The organism is Chloroflexus sp., from assembly GCF_034431535.1.
Lineage (GTDB): Bacteria > Chloroflexota > Chloroflexia > Chloroflexales > Chloroflexaceae > Chloroflexus.
Genome location: NZ_DAOUDC010000012.1, coordinates 228,813 through 244,418 on the forward strand (window position 1 = coordinate 228,813; position 15,606 = coordinate 244,418).

Here is a 15,606-nt window from a genome sequence, read left to right on the forward strand (position 1 = left end):
TAGCCCGCAATCTCCGTTGATTACGAGGAAGCGTAGCGACGGGCCAGTTCGGCCCACACCGCCTCAGCGGTCATGCCTTGATTCTCAAGCAAGACCAGACTGTGATAAATCAGATCGGCCAGCTCATACGCGACTTCTGCCGGATTGCCGTTCTTGGCGGCAATAATCACCTCCGCCGCTTCTTCACCAATCTTTTTGCCGATCCGGTCAACGCCGCCGTGCAATAGCTTAGCCGTATACGACTCGGTCGGGGCCGCGTCACGGCGGTGGTGGATACGGTCGGCCAGCCGGGCCACGATGGCAACCGGTGGTACCGGGCCGGCGACTTCGGTTTCGTCGAGATCGCGGAAGAAACAACTTGGCCGGCCCGTATGGCATGTGGGGCCGGCCGGCTCTGCCAACACTAATAGTGCGTCACCGTCACAGTCTTGCCGCATTTCGACGACGCGGAGGGTATTGCCGCTGGTTTCACCTTTGCGCCACAGGCGCTGGCGCGACCGGCTGTAGAAGGTGACGAAGCCGCTTTCGCGTGTTGCGACCAGCGCTTCCGCATTCATATAACCGAGCATCAATACTTCGCCGCTGCGGGCATGTTGGACGATGACCGGTAAGAGTTCGTTGTCGCGCATCTGTACCATGATAGAGTCGCAATCCTCCATATTGGGGCGGATGAACCGCTTGTGTGAGCGAGTCGCACCGCCGTGCTGGCGGGCCGCACGGCGGTGCGACCCTACTAGTGACGGAAATGGCGGCGGCCAGTGAAGACCATGGCTGCGCCAGCGGCATCGGCGGCGGCAATAACCTCTTCGTCGCGCACGGAACCACCGGGCTGGATAATGGCGGTTGCGCCAGCGGCAATCGCTGCTTCGACCCCATCGGCAAAGGGGAAGAGGGCATCGCTTGCCACCACGCTGCCGCGTAAATCGAGCCCAGCCTGTTGCGCCTTCCACACCGCCAAGCGTGAGCTATCGACCCGGCTCATCTGGCCTGCGCCGATGCCTAAGGTGCGATCGGCGGCGGCATAGACGATCGCGTTCGATTTCACGTGCTTCACCACCCGCCAGCCGAAGCGCAACGCCGCCGCTTCAGCATCGGTCGGCGCGCGCTTGGTCACAACTCGCCACTCTTCCTGAGCGCGCGGCGCGTGATCCGGTTCTTGCACCAGCACTCCACCGGGCACACTGCGGATCTGCCAGTTCCCGGCGCTGGTGACAGGGCGCAGGCTGCGCAACAGGCGCCGGTTCTTCTTGCGCTGCAACAGTTCGAGCGCATCAGGCATAAAATCCGGCGCGATAATAATTTCCGAGAAGATCTCATTCACCGCTTCAGCGAAAGCGAGGTCAACCGGGCGGTTCACCGCGATAATCCCGCCAAACGGTGCTTCGCGGTCGGTAGCAAACGCCGCCTCCCACGCGCTGCGCAGATCGTGGCTCACGGCCACGCCGCACGGGTTAGTATGCTTAATAATCGCCACGGCTGCCCCTTCAACAGCGGGGAACTCTTCAATCAACTCTTGAGCTGCGGTGGTGTCGAGAATATTGTTGTAGCTCAGCTCTTTGCCGTGCAACTGGTGGAAGAAGGCGCCGAAATCGCCGTAGAGCGCGGCTGCCTGATGCGGGTTCTCTCCGTAGCGGAGCGGTTGGTATTTGCGCCACGCCAGCGGCAGCACATCGGGCAACGATTCGGTGCGGAGATACCCGGCAATGGTGGCATCGTACTCGGCGGTATGGGCAAACGCTTTGGCCGCTAGCCGTTGCCGTTCAGCCAACGGCACCTCGCCGGCGCGTAATCCGGCCAAGACTGCGTCATAATCAGCCGGATCGACCAGCACTAGCACTGCGGGGAAATTCTTGGCGGCTGCCCGCAACAACGCGACGCCGCCGATATCGATCTGCTCTTGGGCTTCGGCCATAGTGACGCCGGGCCGGGCGATCGTTGCCGCGAACGGGTAGAGATTGACCACCACCAAATCGATTGGTTTAAGGCCATGCGCAGCCAGTTCGTCGATATGCGCTGGCAGATCACGGCGGGCGAGCAGACCGGCGTGGATGGCCGGATGCAGCGTCTTGACACGACCATCGAGAATTTCGGGGAAACCAGTGACCTCGCTGACCGCTAGCGCCGGAATGCCGGCTTCGCGGAGCACACGCTGCGTTTGACCAGTGGAGATAATCTCAACACCTAATGCATGCAACGCCTGCGCAAACGCAACGATGCCCGACTTATCGTAGACGCTCATTAATGCGCGCACGATACGCTCCTCAATACACAACTGCGGCACCTAGAATCAAAAACCTGCCCGAAGCGACGGGCAGGGTCGCGCCTTGCCATTGTACCATAGATCAAACGAGCAACTCGCGAGCGCGCTCGCGGAGTTGGGCAGCGGCTTGACCTGCCCGATCGGCGCCGATCAACCGGCGCGCTTCAGCTTCAAACGCATCAGCGGCGGCGAGCATCTGGGCAGCCGAAGCGCGCAAGGGGTCAGTCACGCCGGCGATCCGGTACGCTTCTTGCAACAGCACATTCGCGCCGGCGCCGAGGTAGCCGGCAGCAATCTGCTCAAACTCCGGCGCCAACGACTCGCCGGCAGCCGCCTCGCGCCGCTCGATCAGTCCGCTCTGCATCAGCTTGGCGATAATCTCGCACGTGCGCACTTCGCCGAGGCCGCTACGCTGGGCGATTTGACCAACCGTCTGCTTGCCGTTGATCATCGTCAGCACTCGCCACTCTTCCGCGCCGAGGCTAATCTCAACGTTGCCGGAGGCCGGGTTCGGCACCAGCCGAGGCACCATCGCCAGCGTTGGCCCAGCCTCTTGTTGCTGAGACCACGTCTCTTGGCGATGCACCCCCTCCATAATGATCGACTCATTACTCGCGGTAATGGTGACCTGCGGCGACGTTACCCCTTCGTGGAAGCGGAAGGGGCCACTCGTGACCGTAAAGAAGGCATAGACAGCTTCGAGCGGCTCGAGACCGGGCAATTTCGCATCGACAATCTTGCCATCGCGAAAAAAGATCCAGCCGGTCAGTTTTTGCCCGCCACGGCGGCCATCAATCTCAACCCCGCCGGTCTTTTTGCTCAACTGTAACAACTGGATAATATCGGTGAGCGAGAACTCACTCAGATCGCCTGCCAGCGCCATAGCTGCGCCTCACCTCATCTACCGGCTGCCACACTGCTTTGGCCAGCGCTACAGCTTACTGATTACCACCCGGCTGATGGCGCGCAACGTCTCGAATACCCCCACCCCTTTGGTTGCGATCGCCTCAATTCGCGGCCAATTCATCTTGCTCACGCCGAGGAAATGATCCATCATCGCCACCGGAGCCAACACATCGGGCGGCAAATCACGCTTGTTGTATTGCAATACGATCGGGAAATCAGCAAATCGCTTATTTTGGCGCGTGATATTCTGCGCCAACTCGCGCAAGCTATTGATGTTCTCTTGCATCTTGCCCTTGTGCGAATCGGCCACAAACACCACGCCATCGGCGCCATTCAACACCGCGACGCGGGTTCGTTCATAAAGCACTTGCCCCGGCACCGTGTACAGGTGAAACCGGGTCTGAAACCCGCGCACCTTACCAAGGTCAAGCGGCAAGAAATCAAAGAAGAGCGTTCGTTCCGTTTCAGTCGCAATAGAAAGCAGATCGCCTTTCACTTCTTTCGGCACTTGGCTGTGGATGTACTGCAAGTTGGTGGTCTTGCCGCACATACCGGGGCCATAGTAGACGATCTTGCAGTGTATTTCACGCGCAGCGACATTAATCAGAGCCATACATTCTCTCGCGTAGCCGGTCGAACGCGAGCGCCGACACGGCCAATCGGCAGGGCAGGAGCGCGGCTAATCGCGGAACAGCAGATCGATCGTGTCTTCCATTGACGTGCGGAACGCCGAGCCAAGCACTTCATCGCGAGCCTTGTGCTGCTGGCGCACCCGCTCGAGCACGGCGGCCAACTCATCGGTCGCCTTCTTGGTCAAGACCTTCACCAAGCCAATATGCGTCCCTTTATTGAAGATGATGCACAGAATCCACTGCTCTTCGATCAGGGCGATAAAGATGTTTTCGCGCACGCCTTGTTGGAACGAGGCGCGAAAATCGCGTTCGCGCAACAGTTTGGCAACTTCGCGCGAGGAAGCGAACACGCCGGCAATCAACGCGCCGAGCGCGGTAATGTCTTGCCGGTCGCCATCACCCTTGGAAGAGATGACCTGACCGCTTTTGTCGAGCAAGAGGGCGTAATCGCTGCCGGTGTCTTCCACCAAACGGGCAAGACACTCTTCAATCTGAGCGATCTCTTCTGAGGGCACGATGATACTTGTCAACTGAGGATCCATCGCAGCCTACCTTCACGTCTGAGAGTGGCGAGAGTCGATGCGTCGCTTTTCAAAATTATAGCATACCCGTTGTCAGATTGCGCTCAGCGCATCGATCATCTCGTCGCGATATTTGGCGGCGAGAAACCGGAGCAAGCCAAGGTCATCGCGCGAGTTCGTCAGTAACAAGAGCATGGCGTCATCGCTGATCGGCTCGATCAAGACCAACCCGTCATCGTATTCCAACACTGCCTGCACGGTGCTGCCTTTGGCTACTTCACGACCTAACGCATCAGCCATGGCTAGCCCGTTGGAAGCCACGGCGCCAACGGCATCGATATCGACACCGGGGCGGGCCACGCTTTCGATCAATAACCCGTCGGTGGCGACCACGGCGGCTGCTTCTACGCTCTCGACCGCCCGGAACCGGGCGAGAAGCTCTTTCAGCCCACTGCTCATGCTGCCTCTCTCTCGCGCCGGGATACCTCCCTCTGCGCATCAATACCTATTATACACTGTCGTGGAACCATACCATTTCCAACGTGCCCTATCACTCGCTGAGCGGGCTTGTGCGCTCGCGATCTTTGGGTGGCCGGCCAGTGCGAATGTTGCGCAACGAGTCGATGGTGGCGGCCAGCGCCCGATCGGCCCAGCCGTAAATGGTCGGACGGCTCTTGCGCAATTCGTCGGCGATCTGGGTCACATTCGCCCGGTAGCCGGGATCAAAGGTGGCGAGGTTGATCCGGGCAGCCGCCACAATCTGCTGGATCTCCTCGGGGGTGAGATTGTGTTCGCGAATCAGCTTCTGTGCGCGCTTGCCGCTCAGGTCCAACTTCATGCCGCCTCTCCTCGTGTTAGGCGATGGCGCCCGTTTCGCGGCATCGCCACCGGATTCAGCTCAGCTTGGTACGGGTGGGTTGCACTATTGCTATAGCGATGGGGTAGGCAATCGCCTGCTGTGGTTCCCGATCGCCTGGCATTGTTCGCGCCATCAACGAACAGTGTGCGAAACCAAGTTTCCGTATTGGGGTGTAATTTTTTATTATCATATCATGCAGAACTAGGATTGTCGAGTCGGTGTGTAAATAGTAACAATGTCATATTGCTTCGCCGGCATAGCCTCTGCGTTGGGATAGCGCATGAGATCAAGCTCGCTGTCGTGTTCGAGGAAATCTGCGCTTGCTGGATTCTGAGTAATCCTTGACAGCCAACACGAACATGCATGCTGATGAGTGTAAAAGTTTACACTGGGTAGTGATTGCCCTAGCCCATGCCGGCTGTGGTACAATACCCAACGATGACTGATCTCCGCCTGCGCCAACGCGAATACCTGTTGCAGATTAGCCGCGCACTGACGGCCCAGCTCGATCTGGGCAGTGTGCTCAATCTGGTTATCACCTACGCCGTCGAGTTGCTGGCCGGCACGCTCGGTTTTATTGCCTTGTTCGACGAAGAAGATGGGATGTTGCGCATCCGGGCTTCCGCGCAACTGCCGCGCGAGAATTGGCCGGCGTTCACCCCCTTGCTGCGCATCCCCATCGCTGACCTTAGCCGCTTCGGCCCGCAGGCGCTGCGCGAAATCTCGCTCGACACCGGCATCCCCCTCCGCCAAATGATCGCGCTACCGCTGACGGTGCGCGAGACGCCGCTGGGCGTGATTTATGTCTTCCGCGCTGCGCTCAATGTCGCGTTTTCGGCTGATGATCGCCAGATATTGCAAGATTTCGCCGATCAGGCAGCGATTGCGGTCGGTAATGCCCGCCTCTTCCAGAGTGTGTTGCGCGAGAAGCAGCATCTCAATGCGCTGATCGAGCAGTCTGCCGATGGGGTGATGATTATCGATGGCCGCTGGCGGATTACCACCTTTAACCATACGATGGAGCAACTGACCGGCTGGTCGCGTGAAGAGGCGATTGGGCGTCCCTGCGCCGAGGTGCTCGGTATTCGCAATGCCCAAGGGGTGAATATTTGTCTCAATGAGTGCCCATTGCAACGCTACCCCGAACTGACGAACCCGGTGGTTGAGGGCCGCATTACCACGCGCGACAGGCGCGAGCTGTTTATTCAAAACCGCTACGCGCCGCAGCGCGGTGCGCATGGCTATTTGCTCAGCGCGATCGCCAATGTGCGCGATATTACGGCCCAGAAGGTTGAGGAGGAGCGCCAGAATACCTTTATTTCGGTGATTTCGCACGAGTTGCGCACACCGGTGAGTATCATCAAGGGTTTTGCCGAGACGATGCTGCGCCCTGACGGCCAGTTTACGATTGAACAGTACCGCGAGGCGTTGCAGGTGATCGGCGAAGAAGCCGACCGGCTCGCCCGCCAAATTCAAGACTTGCTTGACGTGTCGCGGATTGCCGCTGGCGGCTTGCGCCTCGAACGGAGTGATGTGTCGCTGCGCCTGCTGATCGAAGAGGTGGTACGCCGCTTTGCCGCACAGGTTGGCGAACGGATTGAGTTTGAGATCCGGGTGTCTGATGATCTGCCGCCGGTGTATGCCGATTACGAGCGGCTGCGGCAAGTGTTCACCAATTTGATCGAGAATGCGGCCAAGTATAGCCCTAACGGCGGCACGATCCGGATCGGCGCTCGCGCTGAGGGTGAGATGGCGATTGTCTATGTCTCTGATCAGGGGATCGGGATTCCACCCGAAGAGCAGGAGTTGATCTTCGAGCGGTTTTACCGCGTTGATACCCGCCTGCGCCGCGATCAGCCGGGCAGCGGGTTGGGTCTTTTTATTACTCGCGCCATTGTTGAGGCCCACGGTGGCCGGATCTGGGTCGAAAGCCAAGTCGGGCGCGGTTCGCGCTTTTTCTTTACCTTGCCGCTCAGCCGGCACCGTCTGCCGGGAGAGTAACGGATGGGAAATGGGACACGGATACCCACGGATGTAACGGATGCGCACGGTTTGAGAGTGGTGATAGGACGGAGGCCTTCATTTTTTTGCCCGATCCGTGCCAATCCATCGTACCCGTGTCTATCCGTGTCCTTTTCAATTGACTACGGAAACAAGCATGTGCAACGAGGCTGCCCGATCTGTGCCAATCCGTTACCCCCGTGTTTCGTCGTGTCATATTCTCTTGCTGCGCAGTCGTGCAATGATGTTATCGCACCATGATTCCTGCCCTTTTCGCTATTCTGATCCTCGCCGTGCTCGCGCGCCAAGCGGCATTGGCGCTGCTGGCCGTCACCTTATTAACTAGCCTCGGCGCGGCCCGCCTTTGGCAGCGATGGGCATTGCGCCGGGTCGACTATCGCCGTGAGCTGAGCCAGACCCGCGCCTTTCCCGGCGATGAGGTGATGCTGACTATCACCATCACGAACCGTAAGCCATTGCCGCTCGCCCAAATCCAAATCTTCGACGCTCTTCCCAACGGCTTGCACGCGCTCGATGCCCCGGTCATCTTCAGCGGCAGCCGCCAGACCAGCCTGCTCCGCCGCAGCACCGGCCTGCGCTGGTATGAGCGGGTGATCTGGCGTTACCGGCTACGGTGCGAGCGGCGCGGCGCGTTTCACTTGGGGCCGGCCCAAGCCCAGAGCGGTGATCCGTTTGGTCTTTATCGCAGCGACGCGACCTTCCCAGTCGATGCGACGCTGCTCGTCTACCCGCGTCTGTTGGCGCTGGCCGAACTCGGTCTGCCGGCCCGCGATCCGCTAGGGCTGATGCGCGCGCCGGCGTTGCTGCGCGACCCGCTGCGGGTAGTTGGCGTGCGCGACTATGCGCCCTCTGATCCGCTTAAGGATGTGCATTGGGCGGCGACGGCGCGCACCGGCACGTTGCAGACCCGCGTCTACGAGCCGACGACATCGCATACACTAGCCCTCGTGCTTGATCTCGACACCTTTGAGTTCTATTTTCAAGGTATCGATCCCGAACTGGTGGAGCATCTGATCAGCGTGACGGCAACTCTGGCCCGCAGCAGCCTTGCCGCCGGTCACGCGGTTGGTCTCTACGCCAACGGTGCGCCCGCCGCCGATGAACATCTCGTCCGACTGCCACCCGGTCGCAGCCCCAACCAACTGAGCCAGATCATGGAAACGCTAGCCCGGCTGACGGCCTACTCGGTGTTGCCCGGCGCGCGCTTGCTCCGCCTCATTACCCCCGAACTCCACCCCGGCGCGACGATTGTGTTGATCGGCGCCGTGGCCGCCGAGCCGATCCGAGCGACGCTCCTGCGCTTGCGGGAATTGGGCTTCCGGGTCGTGTGGATCTACTGCGGCGCTGCGCCGCCGCCGGCGGTGCCCGGTGTGCAGATGCATTGGGCGCCACGGAAGGGTGAAGGAGTGTAGGATACGGATGAACAGGGAGCGACGGAGGTCTGGCAACCATCCGCCTCTCTATTTGCCGGCAACTTTGCCAAGACCTATAATGATACAGGAATACATTAAAAACGCTGCGCTTTAGAAGCGCTTCTCACCCGCTCATATCGCCCTATGCGTATTCTCCTCGTTGAAGATGATGCGAGCTTGTTGCAGTGGTGCGGCAAGGTCTGGCCGAAGCTGGTTTCACCGTTGATGTCGCCGCTGATGGGCTAGAGGGCCTGGCGGCGCTACGGGTGGCGACCTACGATGTTGTGATCCTTGACGGGATGCTCCCCGGCCTTGATGGCTTACACGTGCTGGCTGAGCTGCGCCGTTGGAGCGTGCGGACGGCGGTGCTCTTCCTTACGGCGCGTGCAACTGTGGATGACCGCGTCGCTGGGTTAGAAGCCGGTGCTGATGACTATCTGACCAAACCGTTTGCCTTTGCCGAGCTGCTCGCGCGAGTGCGCGCACTGCTGCGCCGCCCGCCGTTGCAAGCGAATCAGGTGCTGCGGGTGGGGAATCTCGAACTCGATCCCTTGCGGCGCAGTGTTCGCCGGGATGGCGTTCCGATCGAACTGAGTGCGCGTGAGTTCGCGCTGCTCGCCTATCTGATGCGCCATGCCGGCCAAGCATTGACGCGCACCCAGATCGCCGAGCACATCTGGAGCCTTGATTATGCCGGCGACTCCAATGTCGTCGATGTGTTTGGCTACTTACGCCGCAAACTCGCGCTAGGCCAAGGTGATCTGCGCATCCAGACAGTGCGCGGCTTCGGTTACCGGCTTGTGGGGGAGGCTGATGATGCCTAATCGTCAGCCTCTGTTTGGCGTCCCGTTACGCTTCCGTCTCACCGCGTGGTATATTGCCCTGCTCGCGCTGACCCTCCTTGCCTTCTGCGGCTACCTCTACATCAGTCTTGAGCAAAGCTTGTTGGCGCAGCTTGATGCGGCCTTAGCCGTTGCCACCACTCAAGCGCCGCTGGCCTTTGACGGCGCTGGGCCGCGCTTTGATCGCTCGACCGATATTGCGCGGCAACTCGCCAACGCCGGTTTTGGGTTGCGTTTGATCAACGACAACGGCCAGATGCTTGATACGCTGGGGATTGCCGATGCTCCCATCCGACCAACACTGGGGGCCGGCTATGCAACGTTGGAAAGCGATGCGGCGCGCTGGCGAATCTATGCGCAGCCAATTGTTGGCGTTGATGGCACGATGGTGGCGTGGTTGCACGTGATCCAACCGCTCAGCCCGGTGCAAGCGGCGTTAGAACGGCTCAGCGCGCAGATGTTGTTCGGTTTTCCGTTAGTGCTGATCCTCGCCGCGGCCGGGGGTGGTTTCTGGCGCAGCGCGCGCTTGCCCCTGTTGATCGCATGACCAGCACTGCGGCTGCGCTCAGCGCGAGTGATCTGACCCATCGCATTGGCTATACCGGGCCTGCTGATGAGATAGGCCGCTTAACGACCACCTTTGATGCAATGCTTGATCGGATTGCGGCCGCTTTACCCGCGAACGGCGTTTCACAGCCGATGCCGCCCACGAGCTCCGGACACCGTTGGCTGCTTTGAAAGGCCGGATCGAAGTGGCCTTGCACCAGCCGCGTTCCACTGAGGAATACGTTACGTTTCTCCAAGCACTGGCAAGCGATGTTGACCGGCTTGTCCGATTGAGTAACGATTTGCTGCTGCTGGCCCGTCTCGACGATGGCGAGCTGCATACCGCTAAAGAAACTCTCCGGTTTGATGAACTGTTGGCTAGCGTTATCGAGAGCGTGGGCGATCTAGCCGGAGCGCGTGGGATAGAACTGCGCGCTGAAGCTATGGAGCCGTTGTTGGTGACCGGTGATCTCAGCCAGCTTGGACGGCTGTTTCTTAATCTGTTGGATAATGCGCTAAAGTTTACGGCGGCTGGCGGCAGCGTGACGGTGCGTCTCCGTCGTGAGGGGACATGGACGGTTGCCACTGTGACCGATACCGGTCAAGGCATTGCCCCAGAGCATCTGCCATTCCTTGGTCAGCGTTTCTACCGTGGTGCGGCTGATCGGTCGCGGAGCATGGGTGGTAGTGGGTTAGGTCTCGCGATCGCAAAGGAAATAGTCCGCACGCACGGTGGGACACTGGCGATCGATAGCGTCGCCGGCAAAGGAACAACGGTGACAGTCCGTCTCCCCTTGTTCACAACTGCACCCGAATCATGAGAGTGTTCTTACCATCTTCTTAACCGTGGTTCATGGAACAGCGATAGAGTGCCAACAAGAGGCTGGTTGGAGGAGGTTTATGATCACTCTATCGCGTGTTCCATCTGTTCCGTTCCTTGATATGCTGCGCCGGTACACCCCAGCGACGCTCGCGATCTATGCCTTGTGCGGCTATGTGGTATTGGTGTCGCTCTACAATGTGTGGCTGGCGATTGATGTGCGGATTGCCGACTCAACCCTCACGCTTCCCGGCAATACTGCCGACCCGCTCTATGAATTGGGCACCTCGCTCGGTTTTTGGGGTTTTCTGCTGTTTGGGCTGAACGTTGTGCTTGCCACGCGGTGGCGCTGGGTCGAACAGCTCTTCGGCGGTCTTGACCGCGTCTACGCCTTGCACGGATTACTAGGCCGTTGGACGCTCACCCTCATTCTGCTTCACCTCGGCATCCTGCTGGCGCAAGCGTTGCCTGATTGGGGCCTTGCCGCCACCTATATCATTCCCGGCCTTGACCTCTCATATACGCTCGGTGGCGCTGGGGTGGTGTTGCTGACTTTGCTGGTGGTAGCGACGTTTTGGGTACGCTTTCCGTATCAACGCTGGCTAGCCTCGCATCGCTGGATGGGGGTGCCATACCTCTTCGGCGGCACGCACGCGATTGTTGCTCAAGGCGACTGGTATCTGTGGCTGCTTACCATTATCGGCGGTTACGCTTGGATCTACCGGTTACCGGTCGTTCCTCTACCACCAGTGGGGGCCGCGGCGCCACGGGACGATTAGCTGGGTTACGCGCTTCCACAACGTCACCGAATTGACGCTGACACTCGATCAACCGCATCAGTTTCAGCCGGGCCAGTTCGTCTTCTTGGCGGTGACGCACTCGCAAGCTGGTCTGCCAGATGAACAGCATCCCTTCTCGATTCTCTGCGATCCATAATGAGCGAACGATCCGCCTATCGGCTAAGCGCCTTGGTGATTACACTGCTCGCTTGGGCGAACTCATGCCCGGCGATCAGGTCGTGGTGTTCGGTGGATACGGGACGTTCGGGGTGCGCGGCTTGGCGGCAGCCGGGCCTGCCATCTGGATCGCGGGCGGGATTGGCATTACGCCGTTCCTCAGCCTATTGCGCCACATTGCTGAGGGTCAAGCAGCTTATGCTGGCAACATGACCTTTATCTGGACAGTGCGCGAACCGGATGACGCAATCTATCTCGACGAAATTATGGCGCTGACTGCACGGACGCCGCAGATCCGGTTTCACCTGCATGTGGCGTCCAGCGATGGATGGCTCACAGCGGAACGGGTGGCGGTATTGGCCGGCGATCGGCTCGCAACAGCTCGTATCTTGCTCTGCGGACCGCCGGCGATGATGCATGCCCTCACCGATCAGTTCGTTGCGCAGGGGTTCAGCGCAGCCAGATCATCAGTGAAGAGTTCACGCTGCGTTAAGCACGTGGATTACTGTCCTGCGTCCGTTTGGAAATTGGCTACGGATACCCACGAAGCTGGCAATCGGAGACGGCTGTTGCACCCGCGCGAGTCTGTGATCTAGGTGAAGAGGACAGTGGGCGATGGATGCACACGAATTGGGTGATTGTGCGAATCCGTTCACCTCCACACCTTTGAAGGGTTGATAGAACGTTTGAATGCTCGCAATCGTTGATCACTGTGTGATGCCTCACAGCTTAGTTCTACACTCCCCTCTCCTACACCAGTGGCTTGAGGGGCGGATAGAACATCTGATTGAGTACAACGGTTGATCGCTGTGCAATGCCTCAATGCCCAGTGCTACACTTCCCGCTCCCGCGCCAGTGGGTGAGGAGCTGGGGGTGAGGGCAAAATGGCTCATCACAATGCCTCCAACCACATCTGTGCTCATGTATTCTGTCTGCTCTTGAACACCAGTGGAAGAGGGGTTAGGGGTGAGGACTATTAGCCCGCGCCGCGGGCTCCGTAACCCTAGCCCGGCCATCAGAACCGGGTGCCGGTCAAATGTTTCGTGCTCCCCGCTCCCGCTGGTGCGGGAGCGGGGCTAGGGGTGATGGTACACCAGTGCATCGCAATGCCATCAGCACATGTACGCTCGTGGGTTCTTTCTACCCTTGAACCCCCATACCCCTGGGGGGTAATCTAGATTACAGACAGACGATACCGGGGTATGGTATACTCCCTGTTGTGAGCGACGCGACGCCTGCCGCGCCGCTGGCTTGATCTGTGTGTGATTGCGCAAAGGCGAGGAGATTATTCGTTATGCATCACAAAGTTGTTATTATCGGTTCGGGGCCAGCCGGTCTGACGGCTGCCCTCTACGCGGCGCGCGCCAACCTTGAGCCGCTGGTGATCCGCGGGATGCAACCCGGTGGTTTGATTGCGACCACGAGCGAAGTCGAGAACTACCCCGGCTTCCCCGAAGGCATTGGCGGCTTTGAGCTGGCTGAGGCGATGGAGAAGCAAGCTGCTCGTTTCGGCGCTCAATATCTGGAAACGATGGTAACGAAGGTCGAGGTTGATCAACGCCCCTTCGTGATTCATACCGATAGCGGCCAGACCATCACGGCTGATACAATCATCGTCAGCACCGGCGCGTCGCCGCGCAAGCTGGGCGTCCCCGGCGAGGAAGAGCTAGCTAATCGTGGCGTCAGCTATTGCGCTACCTGTGATGGCTTCTTCTTCCGCGGCAAGAAGGTGGTGGTCGTTGGTGGCGGCAACAGCGCGCTCGATGAAGGGCTGTTCCTCACCCGCTACGTTGATGAGCTGTTCATCGTGCATCGCCGCGACAGCTTGCGGGCCGATCCGGTCTTGCAAGAGCGCGCCTTCAGCAACCCCAAGGTGCGTTTCATCTGGAATTCGGTGGTCGTGGCGATCAACGGCAAAGACAAGGTCGAGGCGGTGACGCTGCGCAACCTGCAAACCGGCGAGATCAGCGATCTGGCGGTTGATGGCGTCTTCCCGTACATTGGCCACGTGCCAAACACCGAGCTGTTCCGCGGGATCCTTGAGCTTGACGAGGGCGGCTATATTGTGACCGATGGGCGTACCCGCACCAATATCCCCGGCATCTTTGCCGCCGGCGATGTGGCCGATCACATTTACCGGCAGGCGATCACCGCGGCCGGTGATGGGTGCCGCGCTGCGATGGAAGCGACGTGGTACCTTGCCGAGCAGGAGCATGCCCGCGCCAAAGCGACTGCAACCGCTACATCGTAACGAGTGGGTAGCCAGTAACGGCGGGTTTGAAACCCGCCGTTACTTTACAGATAGTTGTGAACTTTTTTCTCAACGCAGCGCACCGGCATGTTATAGTAAAGACATCAACCCACACCAGGAGGTGCGCTATGGCAACGACGCCCCCCACAAATCCTGAACTGACCGACACCGGTGCTCGTGAAAGCTACGAACACCTCGAGCAAGCCTACATTCTGGAGTATCTGCGCAGCCAAGGGCTTACGCTCGAGCAAGTGCGTGCCATGCCAGCAGAGCAGGCGAAAGAGATTATGCGCGCTGCTTCACTTTACGCTTCGACCCAGATGGCCACGGTCGAGGCGCGCGCGCATCTGGTTGAAGAACTCCATGGCGGACCGCGCGCATTGTAAGGTGTGATTGCCGGTCCGCAGCGAAAGGGAGGGCACGTTTACTATTAATGCCCTCCCTTCGTGTTTTACCGCCAACTCATGCCCTTAGCCTAACACCGCCGCTAGCACGGCGTCAGTATTGCTCAGGTCGGGCAAGAGCGCATCAGGACGGTGATCGGCCAATTCGGCCACCGAGAAGGGGCCGGTGGCCACTGCGACCGTGCGCGCGCCAAACGCCTTGCCGCAGGCGATGTCGCGCGGCGTATCGCCGATAATCACCACTTCAGCGGGGGTAAAGGCGCGCCGGTAGCGAGATTCGGCGCGGCGCGCTGCGATGGGCGGCAAGGCCAACCGGTCGAAGTGGTCATCGCCATACGCGCCGGCGTCGATATCGAGCCATGGCAATAGGCCGGTGCATTCGAGCTTGATTCGGGCCGCGGCGGCGACATTGCCGGTGAGCGGGGCTTGGTACGCATAGTCGGTCAGCGTGCTGATTGCGGCTATCACGCCGGCAAAGACGGTCGAACGCGCGATCAATGCCTCGCGTTGCGCGGTGAGTTCGGAGACGTATAGGTCAATAAACTCGCGCAACCGGGCTTGAATCGTTGCTTCGTCCAACGAAGGTAGACTATCGCGCACGATTTGCCAATCGGTCTTGCCGGCATACGAGGTGCGCTCGATCCGAACCTCTGGCCCAACCAACTGCCGCAACGCGGCGCGCATCGCGTTCGCGGCGATCCCGTCGGTCGAGAGCAAGGTGCCGTCAACATCCCACAACACTAACCGCTTCATCATCACTCCTGCTGAGACGCAGCCTACCGTTCCGGCGCGCCTCCCAACAACTCAGTAATCGTCAGGATCAATTCATCAAGATCGGTCGGTTTGGTCAGAAAGCGATCGAAACCGGCCGCGATCGCCAATCGCCGATCGCTTTCGCCAAGGCCGCTGAGCGCGATGGCCGGGCAGTGGCGCAGCTCAGGGCGGGCGCGCAATTGGCGCAAGAGATCGTATCCATCACAATCGGGCAAGCGTAGGTCGATGAGAAAGAGCGCCGGTAATGAAACCGGTGCGGCCAATGCCGCCGCACCGGTGGCGGCGACCGTCACCTCAAAACCCTGCCCGCGCAGGAAGATCGCAAACAATTGTTGCATCAGCGGATTATCCTCAACGAGCACAATTTGCATACGGTCTCCTGCGCTATCAGCTCAAACCGC

General features: G+C 59.7%; 19 protein-coding genes and 1 pseudogene. 11 read left to right on the forward strand and 9 right to left on the reverse strand.

Annotated features, from left to right (window positions below; genetic code table 11):
* Positions 1-20: 20 nt before the first annotated feature.
* The 7 genes from hisIE to U9R61_RS03275 all read right to left on the reverse strand — a co-directional run bounded on the left by hisIE (position 21) and on the right by U9R61_RS03275 (position 5,157).
* Positions 21-638 carry a bifunctional phosphoribosyl-AMP cyclohydrolase/phosphoribosyl-ATP diphosphatase HisIE gene (hisIE, locus tag U9R61_RS03245; RefSeq protein WP_322487385.1) on the reverse strand — a complete coding sequence of 206 codons (618 nt, stop codon included), beginning with the start codon at positions 636-638 and terminating at the stop codon, positions 21-23.
* Between the two features lie 95 nt (positions 639-733).
* Positions 734-2,251: a bifunctional phosphoribosylaminoimidazolecarboxamide formyltransferase/IMP cyclohydrolase gene (gene purH / locus U9R61_RS03250; RefSeq protein WP_322487386.1), complete on the reverse strand. Its 1,518-nt coding sequence runs from the start codon at positions 2,249-2,251 to the stop codon at positions 734-736.
* Between the two features lie 91 nt (positions 2,252-2,342).
* On the reverse strand, positions 2,343-3,143 hold the full coding sequence (locus U9R61_RS03255) for a DUF4388 domain-containing protein (protein WP_322487387.1): 801 nt from the start codon (positions 3,141-3,143) through the stop codon (positions 2,343-2,345).
* A gap of 48 nt (positions 3,144-3,191) precedes the next feature.
* The gene (locus U9R61_RS03260; protein WP_322487388.1) at positions 3,192-3,779 is read right to left on the reverse strand and encodes a GTPase domain-containing protein; all 588 of its coding nucleotides are present in this window, start codon (positions 3,777-3,779) and stop codon (positions 3,192-3,194) included.
* A 66-nt stretch (positions 3,780-3,845) separates the two neighbouring features.
* Entirely contained in the window at positions 3,846-4,340 is a 495-nt protein-coding gene (locus U9R61_RS03265) for a roadblock/LC7 domain-containing protein (protein WP_015941405.1), read from the reverse strand.
* A gap of 72 nt (positions 4,341-4,412) precedes the next feature.
* Positions 4,413-4,778 (reverse strand): roadblock/LC7 domain-containing protein, encoded by a 366-nt coding sequence (locus U9R61_RS03270; protein ID WP_322487390.1) that lies wholly within the window; start codon positions 4,776-4,778, stop codon positions 4,413-4,415.
* Positions 4,779-4,869: 91 nt separating this feature from the next.
* Entirely contained in the window at positions 4,870-5,157 is a 288-nt protein-coding gene (locus tag U9R61_RS03275; RefSeq protein ID WP_322487391.1) for a helix-turn-helix domain-containing protein, read from the reverse strand.
* 459 nt (positions 5,158-5,616) lie between these two features.
* On the opposite strand from U9R61_RS03275, the gene U9R61_RS03280 reads away from it, so the two are divergent.
* From U9R61_RS03280 to U9R61_RS03325, 11 genes and pseudogenes are all read left to right on the forward strand, one after another.
* A complete protein-coding gene (locus U9R61_RS03280; protein ID WP_322487392.1) occupies positions 5,617-7,179 on the forward strand; it encodes an ATP-binding protein in 1,563 nt (520 codons plus the stop codon).
* 257 nt (positions 7,180-7,436) lie between these two features.
* On the forward strand, positions 7,437-8,612 hold the full coding sequence (locus U9R61_RS03285) for a DUF58 domain-containing protein (RefSeq protein ID WP_322487393.1): 1,176 nt from the start codon (positions 7,437-7,439) through the stop codon (positions 8,610-8,612).
* Between the two features lie 185 nt (positions 8,613-8,797).
* On the forward strand, positions 8,798-9,436 hold the full coding sequence (locus U9R61_RS03290) for a response regulator transcription factor (protein WP_322487394.1): 639 nt from the start codon (positions 8,798-8,800) through the stop codon (positions 9,434-9,436).
* Positions 9,426-10,001 carry a hypothetical protein gene (locus U9R61_RS03295; protein WP_322487395.1) on the forward strand — a complete coding sequence of 192 codons (576 nt, stop codon included), beginning with the start codon at positions 9,426-9,428 and terminating at the stop codon, positions 9,999-10,001. The genes U9R61_RS03290 and U9R61_RS03295 overlap by 11 nt, the downstream gene beginning before the upstream one ends.
* The gene (locus tag U9R61_RS19900; protein ID WP_416208811.1) at positions 9,998-10,192 is read left to right on the forward strand and encodes a HAMP domain-containing protein; all 195 of its coding nucleotides are present in this window, start codon (positions 9,998-10,000) and stop codon (positions 10,190-10,192) included. The genes U9R61_RS03295 and U9R61_RS19900 overlap by 4 nt, the downstream gene beginning before the upstream one ends.
* Positions 10,147-10,320: pseudogene (locus U9R61_RS03300) on the forward strand (histidine kinase dimerization/phospho-acceptor domain-containing protein); the annotation flags it as partial. The gene U9R61_RS19900 and the pseudogene U9R61_RS03300, both read left to right, overlap by 46 nt.
* Complete coding sequence (locus tag U9R61_RS03305; protein WP_416208817.1) at positions 10,303-10,821, forward strand: sensor histidine kinase; 519 nt, start codon at positions 10,303-10,305, stop codon at positions 10,819-10,821. The pseudogene U9R61_RS03300 and the gene U9R61_RS03305, both read left to right, overlap by 18 nt.
* Positions 10,822-10,900: 79 nt before the next feature.
* Positions 10,901-11,599, forward strand: coding sequence for a ferric reductase-like transmembrane domain-containing protein (locus U9R61_RS03310; protein ID WP_322487396.1), 699 nt, complete (start codon positions 10,901-10,903; stop codon positions 11,597-11,599).
* A gap of 119 nt (positions 11,600-11,718) precedes the next feature.
* On the forward strand, positions 11,719-12,372 hold the full coding sequence (locus U9R61_RS03315) for a hypothetical protein (RefSeq protein WP_322487397.1): 654 nt from the start codon (positions 11,719-11,721) through the stop codon (positions 12,370-12,372).
* A 698-nt stretch (positions 12,373-13,070) separates the two neighbouring features.
* Positions 13,071-14,027, forward strand: a complete 957-nt coding sequence (trxB, locus tag U9R61_RS03320) for a thioredoxin-disulfide reductase (protein ID WP_322487398.1) — start codon at positions 13,071-13,073, stop codon at positions 14,025-14,027.
* A 128-nt stretch (positions 14,028-14,155) separates the two neighbouring features.
* Positions 14,156-14,413: a hypothetical protein gene (locus U9R61_RS03325; RefSeq protein WP_322487399.1), complete on the forward strand. Its 258-nt coding sequence runs from the start codon at positions 14,156-14,158 to the stop codon at positions 14,411-14,413.
* Positions 14,414-14,497: 84 nt separating this feature from the next.
* Here U9R61_RS03325 and U9R61_RS03330 read toward each other — a convergent pair whose 3' ends face one another.
* Both U9R61_RS03330 and U9R61_RS03335 read right to left on the reverse strand, forming a co-directional pair.
* Positions 14,498-15,184, reverse strand: a complete 687-nt coding sequence (locus tag U9R61_RS03330) for an HAD family hydrolase (RefSeq protein WP_322487400.1) — start codon at positions 15,182-15,184, stop codon at positions 14,498-14,500.
* Positions 15,185-15,207: 23 nt separating this feature from the next.
* On the reverse strand, positions 15,208-15,576 hold the full coding sequence (locus tag U9R61_RS03335; RefSeq protein WP_322487401.1) for a response regulator: 369 nt from the start codon (positions 15,574-15,576) through the stop codon (positions 15,208-15,210).
* Positions 15,577-15,606 lie beyond the last annotated feature (30 nt).